The sequence below is a fragment of the Serpentinimonas raichei genome, from assembly GCF_000828895.1.
Taxonomy (GTDB): domain Bacteria; phylum Pseudomonadota; class Gammaproteobacteria; order Burkholderiales; family Burkholderiaceae_C; genus Serpentinimonas; species Serpentinimonas raichei.
In genome coordinates, this window is sequence record NZ_AP014568.1 from 2,079,238 (window position 1) to 2,098,445 (window position 19,208).

The window sequence follows — 19,208 nt, forward strand, 5'->3', positions numbered from 1 at the left end:
GGGTGTTTGAATGAGAACGACAATTATCTACAATAAGGCACCATGTTTCTGCACCTAAACCAACTTTCCGTTCAGTACGCCCCATCCGCCCAGCCCGCGGTGCGCGAGGTGGCCTTCGGGCTCGAAGCGGGCCAGATCGGCGTGCTGATCGGGCCCTCGGGCTGCGGCAAGACCACCCTGCTGCGCGCCGTGGCCGGGCTGGAGCGCGCCAGCGGCGGCAGCATTGCGCTGGGCGGCGAGGTGGTGAGCAGCGCCGCGCTGCATGTGCCGGCTGAAGCGCGCCGCATCGGCATGGTGTTCCAGGATTACGCCCTGTTCCCGCACCTCGATGTGCGCGCCAACGTGGCCTTTGGCCTGCGCCACCTGCCCAAGCCCGCGCGCCTCGCCCGGGTGCAGGAGGTGCTGGAGTTGGTGGGATTGGAAGGGCTGCACGGGCGCTATCCGCACGAGCTTTCGGGCGGCCAGCAGCAGCGCGTGGCGCTGGCGCGTGCGCTGGCCCCCAGCCCGCGCCTGCTGCTGCTCGATGAGCCCTTTTCCAACCTCGACGTGGACCTGCGCGAGCGCTTGGCGCACGAGGTGCGCGCGATCCTCAAGGCCGCCGGTGCCACGGCGCTGCTGGTGACGCACGACCAGCTCGAAGCCTTTGCCATTGGCGACCTGATCGGCGTCATGCACCAGGGCCAGTTGCACCAGTGGGACAGCGCCTACACGCTCTACCACCGCCCGGCCACGCGCTTCGTGGCCGAGTTCATCGGGCATGGGGTGTTTGCGCCGGCGCAAATTTCGGGCCTAGGCCCCGAAATCATGGTGCTGACCCCGATGGGGGCGCTGCAAGACGTGTCCGAGTGCCCGCTGCCCAGCGCCTACCCCGACGGCCTGTGCGATGTGCTGCTGCGCGCCGACGACATCCTGCACGACGACGACGCACCGGTGAAAGCGCGCATCGTGCGCAAATCGTTTCGAGGCTCCGAATTCCTCTACACCCTGCAACTGCCCAGCGGCGAAACGGTGATGACGCACGTGCCCTCGCACCACGACCACGCCGTGGGCGAGTGGATCGGCATCAAGGCGGCGGTCGATCACGTCGTCACCTTCGAGCGCGGTTCCGCCGCCGGGGCACCGCCGGCGCAGGCGGTGGCCTGCAACAACGGCAACTGAGCCGCCTGTTCGGTGGGGGCGGCGGCGGTGGGCACATCAATTGAGCGCTGCTGCGTGCGGCAGCATGGATAAGCCAAATCCAAACTGGCACCAAAATTGCTTTCCTATAAGCGGGCTGTCCCAGCACAGAACCCATCCCGCGCAACCCTCCAAGCCCACACCCCTATGCCATGGAACGCCACGCTCGACTTGCGCTACCAGCGCCGCCACGAAACCACCACCGTGGCGCACAGGCATCTGGGGCCGTTGCGCATTTTTCACAGCCACTACCCGCAAGGGCCGGGCCTGTGCCACAACGTCTTGATCCATCCACCGGGTGGACTCGTGGGCGGCGACCGTCTGGATATTCGAATCCATGCCGAAGCCGATTGCCACGCTCTGCTGACCACCCCAGGAGCCACGCGCTTTTACCGCTCGCCAGGGCCAGTTGCCACGCAATCCGTCAGCATCCAACTCGAACCAGGGGCCAAGCTCGAATGGCTACCCATGGAAACCCTTGCCTACCCTGGCTGCAACGCCATCAACTCCTTGCGCGCCGAACTGGCACCCGATGCCCAACTGCTGGCATGGGAAGTCACGGCGCTGGGGCTGCCGGTCTCGGGCCAGCCCTTTGATACCGGCTGCCTGCAACAACGCATCGAAATCGTGGATTGCTGGCTCGATCAGGGCCGGCTTGATGCCCTCGACAAGCGCCTGCTCGACTCGCCCTTGGGGCTGGCGGGTTTGCGCTGTCTGGGTACCTTGGTGCTGGCCAGCGGCAGCCCTTGGCCATTGCAGGCGCGCGAGGCGCTGCTGCAAGCCGTGCGGGAGACGCCCGCCCAAAGCCCTGCCGCACCCCACTCTGGCGCCACCTTCCCGCATGACAGGGTGCTGGTGCTGCGGGCGCTGGGCCCGCTGGTAGAGCCGGTGATGCAAACCCTGAAAGCCGCTTGGCGCAGCGTGCGCACCAGCGCTTGGGGGGCGCAGGTGGCAGAGCCCCGCATCTGGCAGACCTGAGCCGGGCCGCCGAGGTCGGTGACGACTGGGCGCCTCAAATGGCCACCAATTTGCTGATGTTGGCCATCTCCATTTCCTCTCCGCTGCCTTGGGCCACCACTTCACCGCGCTGCATCACCACAAATTGGCTGGCCAGCGCCGCAGCAAAATCGTAGTACTGCTCGACCAGCAAGATTGCCATTGGCTGGCCGTCGAGTCCGTTTTTGGCCAAATGCTGCAGCACGCGGCCAATGTCTTTGATGATATTGGGCTGGATTCCTTCGGTGGGTTCGTCGAGCACCAGCAAGCCGGGCGCGGCAGCCAAGGCGCGGGCAATGGCCAATTGCTGCTGCTGCCCGCCCGACAGATCGCCCCCCCGACGCCCGCTCATTTGGGCCAACACCGGAAACAGCTCAAAAAGGACCGGCGGAATGGGTGTCTTGGCGCTTTTGGTTGCCAATCCCATGAGCAGGTTTTCCTGCACCGTCAGGCGGGAAAATATTTCTCGACCCTGCGGCACGTAACCAATACCCGCGCGGGCGCGTTGGTAGGGCGTGGCCTGCACCAGCGAATGGCCGTCGAATTCGATGCGGCCACTGCGGATCGGCACCAAGCCCATGAGAGATTTGAGCAAAGTGGTCTTGCCGACTCCGTTGCGCCCCAGCACCACAGTGATCTCACCCCGGCGCGCCTGCAGGCTGACGCCGCGCAAAATATGCGCGCCGCTGTAATACTGGTGCAATTGCTCAATGATCAACATGGCTGGCTTGCCTCATCGGCCCAGATAAACCTCGATTACGCGTTCATCGGCCTGCACTTCATCGAGCGTGCCCTCGGCCAGCAGCGCGCCCTCGCAAAGCACCGTGACTTTGGAGCAGATGGCGCGCACAAAACCCATGTCATGCTCCACCACGATCAAGGAGTGATGCTGCTTGAGCTTAGACAACAACTCTGCCGTGCGCTCGGTTTCGGAATCGGTCATGCCGGCCACCGGCTCGTCGAGCAACAGCAACTTGGGCTCTTGCATCAGCAGCATGCCGATTTCGAGCCACTGTTTCTGCCCGTGGCTCAAAGAACCCGCCAATGCGTGGCATTGCTGGGTGAGCTCGATCGTGTGCAGCACCTGAGCCAAGCGATCCCGCTGCTCGGCTTTCAATTTGAAGCGCATGCTAGCCCAGACCCCCTTGTGGCAGGCCAAGGCCAGTTCGAGGTTTTCAAACACCGTCAGGTTCTCGAACACTGTGGGTTTCTGGAACTTGCGGCCTATGCCCATGGCGGCGATTTCGGGCTCGCTGTGGCGCAGCAAATCAATGGTGGAGCCGAAATAGACCGTCCCCGCATCGGGCCGGGTTTTGCCGGTTATCACGTCCATCAAGGTGGTCTTGCCCGCCCCATTGGGGCCGATGATGCAGCGCAGTTCGCCGGGCGCAATATCCAGACTGAGCTGGTTGAGCGCCCGGAACCCGTCAAAGCTCACCGTCACGTCTTCGAGGTAGAGAATGCGCCCGTGGCTGACGTCCACCATGCCCGCTTGCAGGGGGTGGGCATAGCCCGCTGCGCGACCGCCCGAGCCACCCGGCTCGGTCTGCGTTCTCGCTTGGGCGGCCTGTATGCGCTGTGCGCCCAGTTCGAGCAAATCGGGGCTCAAGCGCGCACCCTCCTGAGCTTGCTCCAAGCCTGCTGCGCCAGGCCCGCCAGCCCGTTGGGCATGAACAGCGTCACCACGATAAACAAGGCACCCAAGAAAAAGAGCCAAAACTCGGGGAAACTCACGGTCAGTACGCTTTTGGCTCCGTTGACCACAAAAGCCCCCACGATCGGTCCTATCAGGCTGGCGCGGCCGCCGACAGCGGCCCAGATTGCCATCTCGATGCTGTTGGCAGGGCTCATTTCGCTGGGGTTGATGATCCCCACCTGCGGCACATAGAGCGCCCCCGCGACACCGCACATGGCGGCTGAAATGACCCAGATGCTGAGCTTGTAGGGCAAGGGGTTGTAGCCGCAAAACATGACACGGCTTTCGGCGTCGCGGATGGCATGCAAGACGCGGCCAAATTTTGACAGCAACAGCCAGCGTGCCAGCAGCACAAAGGCCAGCAGCACGATACCTGAAATCGCAAACAAAATCACGCGCATTTCGGCTGTGGCCAGCGGAAAGCCCAAAATGCGCCGAAAGTCGGTAAACCCGTTGTTTCCGCCAAAACCGGTTTCGTTGCGAAAAAACAGCAGCATGGCGGCCAAAGTCAGGGCCTGGGTGATGATCGAAAAATACACGCCCGTGATGCGCGAGCGAAACGCCAGATAGCCAAACACAAACGCCAGCGCCCCCGGCACCAGCACGACCAACAGCAGCGTGGCCAGGAAACTGTCCGACAGCGCCCAATACCACGGCAATTCGGTCCAGCCCAAAAACACCATGAAATCTGGCAGGGCGCTGCCGTAAACGCCATCGGCACCGATCTGGCGCATCAGGTGCATGCCCATTACGTAACCGCCCAAAGCAAAAAACAGGCCGTGTCCGAGCGAGAGGATGCCGGCTTGGCCCCAGATCATGCCGATGGCCAATGCGCAAATGGCGTAGGTCAAGATTTTGCCCAGCAGGCCCACCATAAAATCGCTCAAGTGCAGGGCATGGTCTGACGGCACCCACAAATTGAGCACCGGCACCACCACGCACACCAGCAGGGCAGCGCTCAGCAAAGCCGCCCAGCCGGCCCGGCCAAACAGGGGCTTGGAGGGCGGATGCAAGGGGCTGTATGCAGATGGGGGAGGCATGTCGGTCATGGCGCTTGCCCTATGCAGAGCGGCCCTTGAGCGCAAAGAGTCCTTGGGGGCGCTTTTGGATGATCAGGATGATCAACACCAGCACGGCAATTTTGGCCAGCACCGCACCGGCCCAACCTTCGATGAATTTATTGACCACCCCTACGCCAAGCGCGGCATAGACGGTTCCGGCCAATTGCCCCACCCCGCCCAGCACCACCACCATGAAGGAGTCGATGATGTATTGCTGCCCCAAATCGGGCGCCACGTTGCCAACCTGGCTGACTGCCACGCCCGCCAGCCCGGCGATGCCGGAACCAAAGGCAAATGCCAGGGTGTCTATTCGTGCCGTGTTGACGCCCATGCAGGCCGCCATGGACCGGTTTTGCGTCACGCCTCGCACAAACAGACCCATGCGGGTGCGCCCGATGAACAGCGCCACCCCGATCACCACCGCAGCGGCAAATGCAATGATGAAAATTCGGTTCCACGGCAAGGTCAAGCCGCTCATCACTTCAATGCCGCCGCTCATCCATTGCGGGCTCACCACGGCCACGTTTTGCGCCCCAAAGGTGCTGCGCACCAATTGAATCAAGATCAGGCTCAGGCCCCAAGTCGCCAGCAAGGTCTCAAGCGGGCGCCCATAGAGCCAGCGAATCACGCCGCGCTCCATCAGCGCCCCCACCAGCGCGGACGCCATGAATGCAATCGGCAGGGCCGCGAGCAAATACCACTCGAACCAACCCGGCAAAAACTGCTGAAACAAGGCATGCACCACAAAGGTGGCGTAAGCGCCGATCATGATCAGCTCACCGTGCGCCATATTGATGACGCCCAGCAGCCCGTAGGTGATGGCCAACCCAAGCGCCACCAGCAGCAAAATGGAGCCTAGGCTGATGCCTGCAAACACCTGACGCACCACCTCGGCCAGCGCCAGCGAACGGTCTATGGCTGCTACGGCCGTGCGCAAGGCCTGTTGCACCGCTGGGTCGCTCTCCCGCTCCAGTTGCTCGGCCAAGCGGTTGCGCACCAAGGGTTGCCCCAGTTCGGCCAAAACCTGTGCCGCCGCCAAGCGCTGCGGCGCGTCGCTGCTGCCAAGCCTAACCACGGCCTGCGCCTGCTCCAACACCAGCCGCGCCGGTGCCGCCAAGCGCTGCCCGTATGGGGGCGACAAGGCGCGCTCGATCTGTGCCGCCAGCACCGGATCGGGGCGCGTCAACTGGCTCTCGCGCAGCCGCTGCGCCGCCGCCTGCTGGCGCATGGGGTCGGGGTCGAACAGGTCCAGCACAGCCAGCGACTGCTCCAAGGCGTTGCGCAGCCGGTTGTTGAGCATCACCGCTACAGCCCCCGCACCGTCAACCGCCGCCCCGGTTGTGGCATCGATCCAGCGCCCGTTGTCCGCGATCAAAACCTGCTGCCCCTGCACCTGCACCGCTTCGCGCGCCAGCGCCCGGATCAAATCGTGTGCGCGCTGACTATCTGATAACGCCAGCCGATGCAGCGCTTCAATGCGCGTCGCGGTGTCGCCCTCGGCCAAAGCCCAAGCGTCTTCGGGGCTTAGCGCATGCGCCGCAGCCGACCACAGCGCACCGAGCAACAGCAGGCACCAGCCTATGTGCTTTCTGAATGCAAACGGTGTGGGCGTGCCTGACATCGCGGATTCCGACTCGGGTCAGCGGGTGCGCTGCGGGGTCTCGGGGCGGCGGTCGTTGCCCTCGATGAACGGGCTCCAAGGCTGTGCCCGCACCGTGGCGCGGGTGCGCCAGACCACGTTGAATTGCCCGTCGGCACGCACCTCACCAACGAAGACGGGCTTGTGCAGGTGGTGGTTGCGGTCGTCCATGCGCACCTGAAAACCGCTCGGGGCCTGAAAGGTCTGCCCGCGCATGGCCACACGCACCCGATCGACCTCGATCGAACGAGCCTGTTCCACCGCCTGCCGCCACATGTTGATGCCTATATAGGTGGCCTCCATCGGGTCGTTGGTGAGCGGGCGCTCACGGTGACCCGCGATATTGCGGGCGCGCGCAAAGGCCGTCCATTTGCGGATGAACTCGGCGTTGGCCGGGTTTTGCAGGCTCATGAAGTAGTTCCAAGCCGCCAAGTGCCCCACCAGCGGCCGGGTATCGACGCCGCGCAGCTCTTCTTCACCCACGCTAAAGGCCATCACCGGCACATCGGTGGCGCGCACGCCCTGATTGCCCAGCTCGCGGTAGAAAGGCACGTTGGAGTCGCCGTTGATGGTGGAAATGACCGTGGTTTTGACTCCTTGGCCTGCAAACTGCCGGATGCGGGCAATAATGGTCTGGTAGTCGCTGTGCCCAAAGGGCGTGTATTCCTCCATGATGTCGGCGCTGCCCACACCCCTAGTGCGCAAAAATGCGCGCAGGATGCGGTTGGTGGTGCGCGGATACACGTAGTCGGTGCCCAACAACACGAAGCGCCGCGCCGCGCCACCGTCCGGGCTCATGAGGTACTCCACGGCAGGAATGGCCTGCTGGTTGGGTGCAGCACCGGTGTAGAACACGTTCGGGCTCATTTCTTCGCCCTCGTATTGCACCGGGTAATACAGCAGCCCGTTGAGTTCTTCAAAAACCGGCAACACGGCCTTGCGACTCACCGAGGTCCAGCAACCAAACACGGCCGCCACCCGGTCTTGCGTCAGCAGTCGGCGCGCCAACTCCGCAAACAGCGGCCAATTGGAGGCGGGATCGACCACCACGGCCTCCAGCCTGCGGCCCAGCACCCCGCCGCGACCGTTGATTTCTTCGACCGCCATCAGCACGGTGTCTTTGAGCGCCGTCTCGGAAATGGCCATGGTGCCCGACAGGCTGTGCAGTACGCCGATTCGAATCGGCGCATTGGGGTTGGCAAGGGCTGCGCTGGCGCCCAGAGCGCCCACACTGCTGGCGGCCGCTGCGGCAGAAATTGCTTTCAAGGTGGTGCGTCGCTGCATCATTCAAAACTCCGGTTTGCAAGCCAAACATTTACGGCGCGCCTGCGCTGGTAGCAAAGGCAGATGAGCCGTGACCGAGACTTCATGGTAGGCAAGCCAAGGGCTGCTGTCTGTACGCCAGATGGCGTATGCAAATGGGGCTTGGGCTTGGACTGACCCACTTTTCAATGCAGCAATGAACCCGCCTGTCCGCGCCCGCCGCGGCCAAAGGCCATGGCCGCTGCCGCGGTCCGGGTTTCCACACCCAGCTTGGCATACAGCCTCTCGGTGTGCTTTTTCACCGTGGCTGGGCTGGAGCCCAGAATGTCGCCAATGTCGCGGTTGGTCTTGCCTTGCGTAACCCAGTACAGCACCTCGGCCTCGCGCGCGGTCAGGCCAAAGCACTTACCCAGACTTTGCTGCGTCACTGCGATCGATTGCTCAGCCATCACCACCAACCAGCCATCGCTTCGCCCGGGCTCTGGCGGCTCACCCTGCCCGTCCAAGCTGCCATGCAGGCGCAAACTCAAGCGGGAGCCGCCCCGGTCCACATGCAGTTGCGCGGGCTCACCCAGCCGGCCTGGCGCTGCGTCAGCACCCTGCAAGCTTCTTTTCATCCATCGCAGCACCGGCTCGGGCACTATGGGGGGCCGCGTGCCAAAGTAGCGCCACAGCAGGTCTTGCGCCAAGGGGGTTTGCCAGAGCAGGCAGGCATCAGGCAGGCGGATGGTCAGGCTGGCGTAGCCGAAGGCGTCGAGTGCCGACAGCGCCTGCCGGTTCATCTGCGCCTGCTCCCGAGCGGCCCGCGCCGCCCGGCAGTGCACCTGCAAGCGCGCCAGCAAATCGGTCATGCGGGCCGGCATCAGCAAATGATCCCAAGCGCCGGCCCGGTACGCGCTGGCCACGCTGGCCTCGCTTTCGTCGTTGAGCAACAGCAGCACGGGCAGGTGGCTGGTGGCACTGGACTGCCTGAGCCAGCGCACCCAGTCGAGTCCGCTGGCATCGGGCCAGTCGGCCGCCAACACGATCGCATCCGGCTGTGTCTGCGCCGCCCGCTGCGGCACCGAGCTGCCGTCGTGAACGAGGTCCACCTGATAGCCCGATTCTTCGAGCCCCTCCTGCATCGCTTGCAAGGGTTCGCAGGCAGGCGTGGCAAGCAGCAGCACGGGGGGGACACGGCGAGGGATGATCGGTTCTGACATAGCGGCTCCAGCAGAGGCGAATAGAATAGATCAATGCAAAAGTTGGGCCAAGGCCCGCCCGCACCGGCCCTGCGCCACGGCTTCGAGTCAATCGCCTTGGGCTTGGCATGCAGATTGCTAGGTATTGCGCATGGAACTCTCACCGCGTGAAAAAGACAAGCTGCTGATCTTTACCGCTGCCCTGCTGGCCGAACGCCGCCGTGCGCGCGGGCTGGCGCTGAACTACCCGGAGGCGGTGGCGCTGATCTCGGCCGCCGTCATGGAAGGTGCCCGCGATGGCAAAACGGTGGCCGAATTGATGAGCGAAGGCCGCACCATTTTGGGGCGCTCCGACGTGATGGAGGGCGTGCCCGAGATGATTCCCGAGATTCAAATCGAAGCCACCTTCCCGGACGGCACCAAATTGGTGACCGTGCACCAACCCATCACTTGATTGCAGGAGCGATACCGATGAAAACCTTGCGCACCCCGCTGCTGCTGGCGGCCTGTATGCCCCTGACCCCAGCCTGGGCCCATGAAGGCCATGGGCTGAATGGTCCGCACTGGCATGCCTCCGACCTGTTCGGGCTGCTGGCCGCGGCCGCTGTCGTGGTGGTGGCAGCCCTCTGTTGCTTGCGCAAATGAAAGGGCCACGATGATTCCCGGCCAATATTTCCTTGAGCCCGGCGAGATCGAACTCAACCCCGGTCGGCGCACCCTCACGTTGGCAGTGGGCAACAGCGCCGACCGCCCGATCCAGGTCGGTTCGCATTACCACTTTGCCGAAGTCAACCGGGCGCTGGTGTTCGACCGGGCGGCCGCTCGCGGCATGCGCCTGAATATTGCCAGCGGCACCGCCGTGCGCTTCGAGCCCGGCCAGCAACGCACGGTCGAGCTGGTCGATCTGGCCGGCGACCGGGTGGTGTACGGCTTTTTGGGCCAGGTTCAAGGCCCGCTCTGACACCCCCCAACCACCCTAGGAGCCCTTCGCAACATGGCAACCCTCTCTCGCACCGCCTACGCCGACATGCTGGGGCCCACCGTGGGCGACCGGGTGCGGCTGGCCGACACCGATTTGATCATCGAGGTCGAACACGACTGCACCCTGCGCGCCGGCGGCTATGGCGAGGAGGTCAAATTCGGGGGTGGCAAAACCATCCGCGACGGCATGGGCCAGAGCCAGCGCAGCCGGGCCGAAGGGGCGGTCGATCTGGTCATCACCAACGCGCTGATCGTTGACCACTGGGGCATCGTAAAAGCCGATATCGGCATTCGGGGCAGCCGCATCGTGGGCATTGGCAAGGCGGGCAATCCCGATATCCAGTCCGGCGTCGACATTCTCATCGGCCCCGGCACCGAGGTGCTGGCGGCCGAGGGCCTGATCGTCACCGCCGGCGGCTACGACAGCCACATCCACTTCATCTGCCCGCAGCAGATCGAGCACGCGCTGATGTCGGGCATCACCACCATGACCGGCGGCGGCACAGGTCCGAACACCGGCACCAACGCCACCACTTGCACGCCCGGCCCTTGGCACATGGAGCGCATGCTGCAGGCCGCCGATGCCTTTCCCATGAACCTGGGCTTTCTGGGCAAAGGCAACGCCAGCCAGCCGCGCGGCATACTCGAACAAATCGAGGCCGGCGCCATCGGCACCAAGCTGCACGAGGACTGGGGCAGCACCATGGCCGCCATCGACACCGCGCTCGATGTGGCCGAAGCCACCGACACGCAGGTGGCGATTCACACCGACACGCTCAACGAATCGGGCTTCGTCGAAGACTCGATTGCCGCCTTCAAGGGCCGCACCATCCATTCGTTCCACTGCGAGGGCGCCGGTGGCGGGCACGCACCCGACATCATGAAGGTGGTGGGCGAAGCCAACGTGCTGCCGTCCTCGACCAACCCGACCCGGCCCTACACCGTCAACACGCTCGACGAACACGTGGACATGCTGATGGTCTGTCACCACCTCGACCAATCGATCCCAGAGGATTTGGCTTTTGCCGAGAGCCGCATCCGCAAGGAAACCATAGCCGCCGAAGACATCTTGCACGACCTCGGGGCCATCAGCATCATGAGCAGCGACAGCCAAGCCATGGGGCGGGTGGGCGAGGTCATCACGCGCACGTGGCAGACGGCGCACAAAATGAAGCTGCAACGCGGCTGGCTCGCCCCCCCTTCGACAGAGCGCGGTGCGGCTCAGGCCAGCAGCCGCAACGACAACTTTCGCGTCAAACGCTACCTTGCAAAATACACCATCAACCCGGCCATCACCCACGGCGTCAGCCACGAAATCGGCTCGCTGGAGGTGGGCAAGTGGGCCGATCTGGTGCTCTGGAAACCGGCCTTCTTTGGCGTCAAGCCGGCCGTGATCCTCAAGGGTGGTTTGATCGCCGCCGCCGCCATGGGCGACCCGAACGCCTCGATCCCCACACCGCAACCGGTGCATTTCCAACCCATGTTTGCCGCCTACGGTCGCGCCATGCACCAAACCTCCCTGAGCTTTGTCTCGCAAGCCGCCCTGGCCGCCGATGTGGGTCGGCGTTATGGTTTGCAAAAACCGCTGGTGGCTGTTAAGGGCTGCCGAACGGCCACCAAACACTCCATGGTGCACAACGACTACCTGCCGGTGATGGAGATCGACCCCCAGACCTACGCCGTGCGCGCCGATGGCCTGCTCCTGACCTGCGAGCCGCTGCAGGTGCTGCCCATGGCGCAGCGCTATTTTTTGTTCTGAGCGCCAGATGCTGCAAGCCATGCGATGCATTCCCGCAGCCCAAGGGCTCGCGGCCCCTTTGCTCAAGCGTGCGGCCAGCCTCACGCTGGATTGGGACCTGCGCCAAAAGAGCCGCTTCGAATGCAGCGACTCGCAGGGCCGCTCGGTGGCGGTGTTCCTGCCGCGCGGACAGGTGCTGCGCGGCGGCGACGCGCTGCTCACCCAAGACGGCACCCTGTTGCGCGTACTGGCCGCGCCGCAGGCGGTGCTGCGCATCAGCGCCTGCCCACGGCAGGGCCAGCCGCTGGATTTGGCGCGCGCCGCCTACCATTTGGGCAACCGGCATGTGCCCACCGAACTGCAAGCGCAGTGGCTGCAAATAGAACCCGACCATGTGCTGGCCGAGATGTTGACGCAAATGGGCCTGCACCTTGTGGCTTTGCAGGCACCCTTCGAACCCGAGGCCGGCGCCTACGGGCACCCGACCCGCAGCGCTGCGGCGGTGCACACGCACGCCCATGCGCACCCCCACGATTGCGCGCACGACCACGGTTGAGGCGCAGCCGCCATGCCACCCTCCTCCCCAACCGCCCCCATGCACGACGACGACAGCTTGCTCGCGCTGCTTTGGATGGCCTCTCCGACTTTGCCGATTGGCGGCTTCTCTTACTCCGAAGGATTGGAAGCCGCGATCGATGCCGGACTGGTGCACGACGAAACCAGCGCCGCCGACTGGCTGTGCGATCAACTCTGGCTGACGCAAGCCCGCTCCGACTTGGTGGTGCTGGGGCAAGCCTTGGCTGCCTGGCGTGCCAGCGACTGGGAGCGCCTGCAAGCACTCGACCAATGGGTGCGCCTGACCCGAGAAAGCGCCGAGCTGCGGCTGCAAAGCGAGCAAATGGGACGCTCCTTGATGGAATGGGCCAAGTCCTTGCGCTTGCCGGACTGCCCCACCGCGCGGCTGCCTCCCGGGCTTGCCTCTCCCACCTACCCGGTGGCCTTTGCCTATGGCTTGTGGCTGCGCCTGCCACCCACCGCCCCGGTGCGGGCGGGCGTGCTGTGTGCAGCGTTCGCCTGGGCCGAAAACATGGTGCAGGCGGCCATCAAGGCCCTACCCTTGGGCCAAGGCGCAGGTCAACGTGTGCTGGCCAGGGTTTGCCTCTCGATCCCTCAGGCAGTCACCGAAGCCTTGCAAACCAGCGACGCGCAGCGCCAATCCTTTAGCCCCATGTGGGCCATCTTGTCGGCCCGTCACGAAACCCAATACTCTCGCCTGTTCAGATCATGAATCTTGCCGCATTGCACCACATACCGGGCCGCACCAAAACCCTGCCACCGCTGCGCGTGGGGATCGGGGGGCCGGTTGGCAGCGGCAAAACCACTTTGCTCGAAATGCTGTGCAAAGCCATGCGCGCACGCCACGATCTGGTAGCCATCACCAACGACATCTACACCAAGGAAGACCAGCGCCTGCTCACCCAGAGCGGCGCCTTGCCTGCCGAGCGCATCATGGGCGTAGAAACCGGCGGCTGCCCGCACACCGCGATTCGCGAAGACGCTTCGATCAACCTCGAAGCCATCGACCGCATGCTGGTGCAGTTTCCCAATGCCGATATCGTCTTCATCGAAAGCGGGGGCGACAACTTGGCCGCCACCTTCAGCCCCGAACTCAGCGACCTCACCTTGTATGTGATCGACGTGGCAGCCGGCGAAAAAATTCCCCGCAAAGGCGGGCCGGGGATCACCAAAAGCGATCTGCTGGTGATCAACAAAATCGACCTGGCCCCCCATGTGGGTGCCAGCCTCGAGGTGATGCAGGCCGACACTGCGCGGATGCGCCCAGATGCCGTGCGCCGCCCTTGGGTGATGACCAACCTCAAAACCTTGCAAGGCGTTGCCGACGTGGTCGCCTTCATCGAACAACGCGGGCTGCTGCGGTAAATGCGGGCGCCAGCGCCCGGGGCTGGCCGCCAATCTGTGCTATACCTAGCCGATTCGTGCGCCCGCACACCCTTTCAGGAGCCGCCCCCATGCCCAACACCCGAAGCGCCAACGCCGTGCGGCTGGAGTTCACGGCCGACTGTCTGGTCAAGTCCAACCTCTCCGGGGCGGCCTTTACGGGCGACTGGCTCTGGGTAGCGGGCGACGAAGCCTGCGGCGTGGACCGCCTGCGCCGGCTGGATGCGGTGGGGCGCGAGACCCTGCGCTTTGGCGAGCCGCGCGATTTTCCGCTGGCCGATTTGCTGGACCTGCCCGGCGCGCCCGATGAAGAGGCCGACCTCGAAGGCATGGCGGTGGTCGACGGCTATCTGTGGGTGGTGGGCTCGCACGGCCTCAAGCGCAAAAACGCCAAGCCCGAGCGCAGCCACGCCGACAACGCCAAGCGGCTGGCCAAGCTCTCGCTCGACGGCAACCGGCGCCTGCTGGCCTGCCTGCCGATCGAGCCCGATGCCGATGGCGAACCCTGCTTGGTGCGGCTGGCCGCCGATGGTCGCCGGGCCTTGCGCTTGAAGGGCGATGCCCAAAGCAACCTGCTCACCCGGGCGCTGGCCAACGACCCGCACTTTGGCCCTTACCTAGCCATTCCCGGCAAAGACAATGGCTTTGACATCGAAGGGCTGGCGGTGTGTGGGCGCCGGCTGCTGCTGGGCCTGCGCGGGCCGGTGCTGCGCGGTTGGTCGGCGCTGCTCGAAATCGAGGTCGAGGCGCGTGGCGACGAGCTGCGCCTGCTGCCGCTTGACGCCAGCGGCACGCTGTTGCGCAAGCACTTCTTGCAGCTCGATGGCTTGGGCGTGCGCGACCTGCATTTTTATGGCGAGGACCTCTACCTGCTGGCCGGCCCGACGATGGTGCTCAATGGCGAGATCCGCGTCTTCAAATGGCCCGGGGCCAAGGCGGTGCTGGCGGCCAACCAAGAGCCGGTGCGCTTCGAGTCTGCGCTGAGCGAATCGGTGGCGCTGCCGCACGGCCAAGGCAGCAACCGCGCCGAAGCGATCTGCGACCTGCCGCCCGCCTTGGCCGGGCGCAAGCCGAGCTGGCTGGTGCTCTACGACGCCCCGGGGGCCGATCGCCGGGAGGGCGAATACACCGTGTTTGGCGACCTGCTGCGCCACGATTGAACGCACTGGCCCGCACCCTGCGCCCGGCCGAGATGGCTACATGAAGGCCTGCCCCACCATCGACCCGGCCGCGCCGCTGCAGTTTGTCATCAACGCGGCCTCGGGCAGCAGCGCCGCCGACAGCAAGCGCGAGCTCATCGAAGGCGTGTTGCAGGCGGCTGGACGGCGTGGGGAGCTGCACTTTTGCCAGCCAGCCGATCTGCCCCAGGTGGCGCAGCAGGCCACCGCCACGGCTCTGGCCAGCGGCACGGCGGTGATTGGAGTAGGCGGCGACGGCACCATGAACACGGTGGCGCAGTTTGCCCACGCGGCGGGCTGCGCCATGGGGGTGGTGCCGCAGGGCACCTTCAACTACTTTGCGCGCACGCACGGCATCCCCGCCGACCCGGCCGAGGCCGTGCAGCAGTTGCTGGGCTGTGCACCGCAGCCGGTGCAGGTGGCGGCCATCAACCAGCGCGTGTTTCTGGTCAACGCCAGCATGGGCCTGTACCCCGAGCTGCTGGAAGACCGCGAGGCCTACAAGGCGCGCTTCGGGCGCAGCCGCTGGGTCGCGTTCTGGGCCGCCTGCGTCACGCTGCTGCGCGCGCAGCGCCAGTTGCGCCTGCACATCGAGCAGGGCGATTCGGCGCGCGACGTGCGCACGCTGATGCTGTTCGTGGGCAACAACCGGCTGCAATTGCAACATATTGGTGTGCATCCGCAGGAGAGCGCGGCGGAGAACCCACCCGCAGAACAGCCCGCCACTGCCCCTCTGCTCACCCCCAGCGCGGGCCGCATCACCGCGGTCATGTTGCGCCCGATCGGCACACTGGCCATGCTGCGCCTGATGCTGCACGGCGCCTTGGGCACACTGGGCGAGGCGCCGAGCGTGGAGCATTTCGAGTTCGAGCACTTGGTGGTGCGGCCCACGCTCACCCCCGGCCGCCGCGGCGTCAAGGTGGCCTACGACGGGGAAGTGGCCCGCTCGACTTTCGCGTGCTGGACCAGCCGCTGTTCCTGCTGAAACCGCCGCTGCTGGAAATGGCTGCAGACCCCGCGCCTATGCCGGCCGCCAAGGCCGCCGGGGCCGAGGTGTCTGCGGCATGAGCCTCGTGCTGCAAGTCTCGGACACCCACTTTGGCACCGAGCAGCCGCCGGTGGTGGAGGCGCTGGTGGCGCTGGCGCAGCAGCAGCGCCCGGACCTGCTGCTGCTCTCGGGCGACATCACGCAGCGTGCCCGGCCGGCGCAGTTCCGCGCCGCCCGCGCCTTCATGGAGCGCCTAGGCGCCCCGCTACTGGCCGTGCCCGGCAACCACGACATCCCGCTGCTCGACCTCTGGACGCGCCTGCGTCGCCCCTACGCCAGGTATCTGGCGGCCTTTGGGCCGGAACTCGAACCCCTGCACAGTTCGCCCGAGCTGCTGGTGCTGTGCCTCAACACCACACGGCCCTGGCGGCACAAGCATGGCGAGGTGTCGGCGGCACAGATCGAGCGCGTGGCCCAGCGGCTCGAAGCGGCCACTGCGGCGCAGTTGCGCGTGGTGGTGGTGCACCAGCCGGTGGCCGTGATCCGGAGCAGCGATGTGGTGAACCTTCTGCGCGGGCACGAAGCGGCGCTGCAGCGCTGGGCCGCCGCCGGTGCCGATCTGGTGCTGGGCGGACACATCCACCTGCCTTATGTGCGGGCCGTTGACGGGCTGGCGCGGCCGCTGTGGGCGGTGCAGGCGGGCACGGCGGTGTCGGCGCGGGTGCGCGAAGGCCTGCCCAATTCGGTCAATCTGCTGCGTTGGGGCGCACCGCATGCAAGCCCGGGCTGCTGCCAGATCGAGCAATGGGACTACGCCGCCGCGCAGCGCGCCTTTGTGCGCGCAGCCGTCACCGAAGTCCGGCCGGCGCGGGCCTGATCAGGGCGGAGCAATCAGCAGCGCCCGAAAGTCGTTCACATTGGTGCGCGTGGGGCCGCTGTGCAGCGCGTCGCCCAAGGCAGCGAAGCAGCCGTGCGCGTCGTGCTGGTCGAGCATTTGCTGCGCATTCAGCCCCAGGGCTTGCGCGCGCGCCAGCGTGTCGGGGCCGATCAGGGCCCCGGCGGCGGGGCCGTTGCCGTCGATGCCGTCGGTGTCGGCCATCAGGGCGTACACGCCGGGCTGGCCGTTTAGCTCCAGCGCGCAAGCCAGCAGGCATTCGACGTTGCGCCCGCCTTGGCCGGGGCTGGGGGTGCGCAGCGTGACGCTGGTCTCGCCGCCCGAGAGCAGCAGGCACGGCGCGGCAAAGGGCTGCTGGCGCTGCGCGATCTGGCGCGCCAGCGCCGCCAGCACCTGGCCCACTTCGCGCGCCTCGCCTTGCAGGGCGTCGCTCAGTATGTGCGCCTCAAAACCGGCGGCGCGCGCGGCGCTGGCCGCGGCTTCGAGCGCCATTTGCGGGGTGGCGAGCCAGCGCAGCTCGCTGCGCGCCAGCCGCGCAGCACCCGGTTTCAGCGTTTCGCCGCGCCCGCTGTGCAGCAGCTCCAGCGCCGCTGCGGGCAGGGGCAGGCGGTAGCGCTGCGCGATCGCCAGCGCATCGGCGCAGGTGCTGGGGTCGGGCACGGTGGGGCCGGAGGCGATGTCGGCCGGGTCGTCGCCGGGCACATCCGAGATCAGCAGTGTGAGCACGCGCGCCGGGTAGCAAGCCGCCGCCAGCCGCCCACCCTGCAGCGCCGAGAGGTGGCGGCGCAGGGAGTTGATCTCGCCGATGCGGGCCCCGCTGGCCAGCATCGCGCGCGCCAGCGCCTGCTGCTCGGCCAGCCCCAAGCCGGGCAGCGCCAGCGGCCACAGCGCCGAACCGCCGCCCGAGAGCAGGCACAGCACAGTATCGTCCGCGCCCAAACCCTGCACGCTGGCCAGCACGCGCTCGGCGGCGCGCCAGCCCGCCAGATCGGGCACCGGGTGCGCCGCCGCCACGATCTCGATGCGCGAGCACGGCGCTTCGTGGCCGTAGCGCGTCACCACTAGGCCGCCGAGCGCCTGCGGGTCGCCGTCCCAATGCGCCTCGACCGCCTGGGCCATCGCCGCCGAGGCCTTGCCCGCCCCCACCACCCACAAGCGCCCAGAGCCGATATCGGCCGCACGCGGCAGGTGCGGCGGCAGGCACAGCGCCGGTTGCGCGGCGGCCACGGCGGCGGCAAAGAGCTGGCGCAGCAGGGGGGCGGGGGCGCTGCCAAGGTGGTCGGTTGCAACATGCGCAGAATGCAGCAATGTTTCAGTGTGCGAAGTGGTGGTCATAGGCTGCGGGTGGGTTGGGTACACCGTTACTACTGTAGCCGAAAGCGCAGCGTGCTGTTAAGGTGTCGCATCCCGGACGATCGGATAGTCTCTGGGCCAAACCAGCCTGATGGCCTAGCCAGCCCCACTCTCGCCCAACTATGCGCGGGCCCCAACGGGGAACACCAGATGGACGTTTGCGGCGAAGGTCGCAACGTCGGGCGCGAGCAGCGGCATCCCATTCGGTCGGCAACGGTCAAGTCCATGGGCCATGCCGTCGAATCCAATCGCCGTCGGTCGGGCTGAAAGAGAAACGGAAATAGGGCGCAGACTTCGGTTTTTGGCTTGACAGTGCGCTTGGCAAACCGGACAATGTAGTGATGAGCACTACCTTATTGAGTCAAGATGAAGACCATTTCTGCCAGCGACGCCAACCGCCACTTTTCCAACGTGCTGCGCAGCGTTGCCGCCGGTGAAGTCGTTACGGTTTTGTCGCGGGGCAAGCCTGTGGCCACCATTGCTCCTGCCCGTTCCAGCGGCAGCGAGCGCGAGGCCGCCAAGCTCGATTTGCTTGGGCGACTGCGTCAGCAAAAGGCCAGCGGCGCTCGCAACTGGACACGCGACGAGTTGTACGAGGGTTGACCGGTGAGAGTCGCCCTCGACACCAACGTCTTGGCCTACGCCGAAGGTGTTGGCGATGAGCTGCGCTGCAGCGCGGCCATGCGATGGGTCGAGCGCCTGTCCAGCCATGAAGTGGTACTTCCGGCGCAAACCTTGGGAGAGCTTACCCGTGTCCTGACCGGCAAGGCCAAACGCTCTGCCGCGCAAACGCGCGCAGCGGTACTGAGTTGGGCTGACAGCTTTGAGGTGGCAGATTCGACTTGGTTTGCTTTTCAGTCGGCACTCGACTTGACCGTTGACCACCAGCTACCGATGTGGGATGCCTTGATTCTGGCCGTCGTCGCAGAAAACCACTGCCGTCTGCTGCTATCGGAAGATTTTCAGAATGGTTTTACTTGGCGTGGCGTGACCGTGGTCAACCCGTTTGTAGAGCCGCGTTCGCCGCTGCTGGCGGGGTTGCTGCGCTGAAGGGCCGGGTGCAACACAAGCCATGGTTTTCCCAACAGACTCAGGCTGTGTGTA

General features: G+C 65.6%; 21 protein-coding genes. 14 read left to right on the plus strand and 7 right to left on the minus strand.

Annotation, left to right across the window (positions count from 1 at the left end; genetic code table 11):
- The first annotated feature begins 42 nt into the window (after positions 1-42).
- A complete protein-coding gene (locus tag SRAA_RS09690) occupies positions 43-1,158 on the plus strand; it encodes an ABC transporter ATP-binding protein (RefSeq protein WP_045532384.1) in 1,116 nt (371 codons plus the stop codon).
- A 165-nt stretch (positions 1,159-1,323) separates the two neighbouring features.
- The gene (locus SRAA_RS09695; RefSeq protein WP_045532385.1) at positions 1,324-2,154 is read left to right on the plus strand and encodes an urease accessory protein UreD; all 831 of its coding nucleotides are present in this window, start codon (positions 1,324-1,326) and stop codon (positions 2,152-2,154) included.
- Between the two features lie 34 nt (positions 2,155-2,188).
- On the opposite strand, the gene urtE is transcribed toward SRAA_RS09695, so the two are convergent.
- The 6 genes from urtE to SRAA_RS09725 form a co-directional block, all read right to left on the minus strand.
- Positions 2,189-2,893 carry an urea ABC transporter ATP-binding subunit UrtE gene (gene urtE, locus SRAA_RS09700; protein ID WP_045532387.1) on the minus strand — a complete coding sequence of 235 codons (705 nt, stop codon included), beginning with the start codon at positions 2,891-2,893 and terminating at the stop codon, positions 2,189-2,191.
- 12 nt (positions 2,894-2,905) lie between these two features.
- Positions 2,906-3,781, minus strand: a complete 876-nt coding sequence (gene urtD, locus SRAA_RS09705; protein ID WP_045532389.1) for an urea ABC transporter ATP-binding protein UrtD — start codon at positions 3,779-3,781, stop codon at positions 2,906-2,908.
- Positions 3,778-4,917, minus strand: coding sequence for an urea ABC transporter permease subunit UrtC (urtC, locus tag SRAA_RS09710; protein ID WP_045532391.1), 1,140 nt, complete (start codon positions 4,915-4,917; stop codon positions 3,778-3,780). Before urtC ends, urtD begins: the two co-directional genes overlap by 4 nt.
- 10 nt (positions 4,918-4,927) lie before the next feature.
- Positions 4,928-6,550, minus strand: a complete 1,623-nt coding sequence (gene urtB / locus SRAA_RS09715; RefSeq protein WP_045532393.1) for an urea ABC transporter permease subunit UrtB — start codon at positions 6,548-6,550, stop codon at positions 4,928-4,930.
- Positions 6,551-6,568: 18 nt separating this feature from the next.
- Complete coding sequence (urtA, locus tag SRAA_RS09720; protein ID WP_045533670.1) at positions 6,569-7,852, minus strand: urea ABC transporter substrate-binding protein; 1,284 nt, start codon at positions 7,850-7,852, stop codon at positions 6,569-6,571.
- A gap of 164 nt (positions 7,853-8,016) precedes the next feature.
- Positions 8,017-9,033, minus strand: coding sequence for a LuxR C-terminal-related transcriptional regulator (locus SRAA_RS09725; protein ID WP_045532395.1), 1,017 nt, complete (start codon positions 9,031-9,033; stop codon positions 8,017-8,019).
- Between the two features lie 130 nt (positions 9,034-9,163).
- Between SRAA_RS09725 and SRAA_RS09730 the strand changes: the two genes are divergently transcribed.
- The 10 genes from SRAA_RS09730 (at position 9,164) to SRAA_RS09770 (ending at position 16,733) form a co-directional block, all read left to right on the plus strand.
- A complete protein-coding gene (locus SRAA_RS09730; RefSeq protein ID WP_034113608.1) occupies positions 9,164-9,466 on the plus strand; it encodes an urease subunit gamma in 303 nt (100 codons plus the stop codon).
- Positions 9,467-9,483: 17 nt separating this feature from the next.
- Entirely contained in the window at positions 9,484-9,657 is a 174-nt protein-coding gene (locus SRAA_RS12615) for a hypothetical protein (protein WP_171820239.1), read from the plus strand.
- Between the two features lie 10 nt (positions 9,658-9,667).
- On the plus strand, positions 9,668-9,973 hold the full coding sequence (locus SRAA_RS09735) for an urease subunit beta (protein ID WP_034113610.1): 306 nt from the start codon (positions 9,668-9,670) through the stop codon (positions 9,971-9,973).
- 33 nt (positions 9,974-10,006) lie between these two features.
- Positions 10,007-11,752, plus strand: a complete 1,746-nt coding sequence (ureC, locus tag SRAA_RS09740) for an urease subunit alpha (protein WP_045532396.1) — start codon at positions 10,007-10,009, stop codon at positions 11,750-11,752.
- Positions 11,753-11,771: 19 nt separating this feature from the next.
- On the plus strand, positions 11,772-12,287 hold the full coding sequence (gene ureE, locus SRAA_RS09745) for an urease accessory protein UreE (RefSeq protein WP_420834916.1): 516 nt from the start codon (positions 11,772-11,774) through the stop codon (positions 12,285-12,287).
- 12 nt (positions 12,288-12,299) lie between these two features.
- Positions 12,300-13,019 (plus strand): urease accessory protein UreF, encoded by a 720-nt coding sequence (locus SRAA_RS09750; RefSeq protein WP_045532399.1) that lies wholly within the window; start codon positions 12,300-12,302, stop codon positions 13,017-13,019.
- On the plus strand, positions 13,016-13,672 hold the full coding sequence (gene ureG / locus SRAA_RS09755; RefSeq protein ID WP_045532401.1) for an urease accessory protein UreG: 657 nt from the start codon (positions 13,016-13,018) through the stop codon (positions 13,670-13,672). The genes SRAA_RS09750 and ureG overlap by 4 nt, the downstream gene beginning before the upstream one ends.
- Before the next feature lie 89 nt (positions 13,673-13,761).
- Positions 13,762-14,850, plus strand: coding sequence for a DUF3616 domain-containing protein (locus tag SRAA_RS09760; protein WP_045532402.1), 1,089 nt, complete (start codon positions 13,762-13,764; stop codon positions 14,848-14,850).
- 40 nt (positions 14,851-14,890) lie between these two features.
- Positions 14,891-15,853, plus strand: coding sequence for a diacylglycerol/lipid kinase family protein (locus SRAA_RS09765; RefSeq protein WP_231849279.1), 963 nt, complete (start codon positions 14,891-14,893; stop codon positions 15,851-15,853).
- A 79-nt stretch (positions 15,854-15,932) separates the two neighbouring features.
- The gene (locus SRAA_RS09770) at positions 15,933-16,733 is read left to right on the plus strand and encodes a metallophosphoesterase family protein (RefSeq protein ID WP_045532404.1); all 801 of its coding nucleotides are present in this window, start codon (positions 15,933-15,935) and stop codon (positions 16,731-16,733) included.
- Here SRAA_RS09770 and SRAA_RS09775 read toward each other — a convergent pair whose 3' ends face one another.
- A complete protein-coding gene (locus SRAA_RS09775; protein ID WP_082040013.1) occupies positions 16,734-18,086 on the minus strand; it encodes a glycerate kinase type-2 family protein in 1,353 nt (450 codons plus the stop codon).
- A gap of 384 nt (positions 18,087-18,470) precedes the next feature.
- On the opposite strand from SRAA_RS09775, the gene SRAA_RS09780 reads away from it, so the two are divergent.
- Positions 18,471-18,707, plus strand: coding sequence for a type II toxin-antitoxin system Phd/YefM family antitoxin (locus SRAA_RS09780; RefSeq protein WP_045532406.1), 237 nt, complete (start codon positions 18,471-18,473; stop codon positions 18,705-18,707).
- 3 nt (positions 18,708-18,710) lie between these two features.
- Positions 18,711-19,154 (plus strand): PIN domain-containing protein, encoded by a 444-nt coding sequence (locus SRAA_RS09785; RefSeq protein WP_045532408.1) that lies wholly within the window; start codon positions 18,711-18,713, stop codon positions 19,152-19,154.
- Positions 19,155-19,208: the final 54 nt, after the last annotated feature.

Bases quoted from the DNA above. Each gene is read 5' to 3' on its own strand.
- SRAA_RS09695 (WP_045532385.1), top strand. From the start codon at position 1,324: ATGCCATGGAACGCCACGCTCGACTTGCGCTACCAGCGCCGCCACGAA.
- SRAA_RS12615 (WP_171820239.1), top strand. From the start codon at position 9,484: ATGAAAACCTTGCGCACCCCGCTGCTGCTGGCGGCCTGTATGCCCCTG.
- SRAA_RS09735 (WP_034113610.1), top strand. From the start codon at position 9,668: ATGATTCCCGGCCAATATTTCCTTGAGCCCGGCGAGATCGAACTCAAC.
- ureE (WP_420834916.1), top strand. From the start codon at position 11,772: ATGCGATGCATTCCCGCAGCCCAAGGGCTCGCGGCCCCTTTGCTCAAG.
- SRAA_RS09765 (WP_231849279.1), top strand. From the start codon at position 14,891: ATGAAGGCCTGCCCCACCATCGACCCGGCCGCGCCGCTGCAGTTTGTC.
- SRAA_RS09690 (WP_045532384.1), top strand. From the start codon at position 43: ATGTTTCTGCACCTAAACCAACTTTCCGTTCAGTACGCCCCATCCGCC.
- SRAA_RS09760 (WP_045532402.1), top strand. From the start codon at position 13,762: ATGCCCAACACCCGAAGCGCCAACGCCGTGCGGCTGGAGTTCACGGCC.
- ureG (WP_045532401.1), top strand. From the start codon at position 13,016: ATGAATCTTGCCGCATTGCACCACATACCGGGCCGCACCAAAACCCTG.
- SRAA_RS09725 (WP_045532395.1), bottom strand. From the start codon at position 9,033: ATGTCAGAACCGATCATCCCTCGCCGTGTCCCCCCCGTGCTGCTGCTT.
- SRAA_RS09770 (WP_045532404.1), top strand. From the start codon at position 15,933: ATGAGCCTCGTGCTGCAAGTCTCGGACACCCACTTTGGCACCGAGCAG.
- urtB (WP_045532393.1), bottom strand. From the start codon at position 6,550: ATGTCAGGCACGCCCACACCGTTTGCATTCAGAAAGCACATAGGCTGG.
- urtA (WP_045533670.1), bottom strand. From the start codon at position 7,852: ATGCAGCGACGCACCACCTTGAAAGCAATTTCTGCCGCAGCGGCCGCC.
- SRAA_RS09750 (WP_045532399.1), top strand. From the start codon at position 12,300: ATGCCACCCTCCTCCCCAACCGCCCCCATGCACGACGACGACAGCTTG.
- ureC (WP_045532396.1), top strand. From the start codon at position 10,007: ATGGCAACCCTCTCTCGCACCGCCTACGCCGACATGCTGGGGCCCACC.
- urtE (WP_045532387.1), bottom strand. From the start codon at position 2,893: ATGTTGATCATTGAGCAATTGCACCAGTATTACAGCGGCGCGCATATT.
- urtC (WP_045532391.1), bottom strand. From the start codon at position 4,917: ATGACCGACATGCCTCCCCCATCTGCATACAGCCCCTTGCATCCGCCC.
- SRAA_RS09730 (WP_034113608.1), top strand. From the start codon at position 9,164: ATGGAACTCTCACCGCGTGAAAAAGACAAGCTGCTGATCTTTACCGCT.
- SRAA_RS09775 (WP_082040013.1), bottom strand. From the start codon at position 18,086: ATGACCACCACTTCGCACACTGAAACATTGCTGCATTCTGCGCATGTT.
- SRAA_RS09780 (WP_045532406.1), top strand. From the start codon at position 18,471: ATGAAGACCATTTCTGCCAGCGACGCCAACCGCCACTTTTCCAACGTG.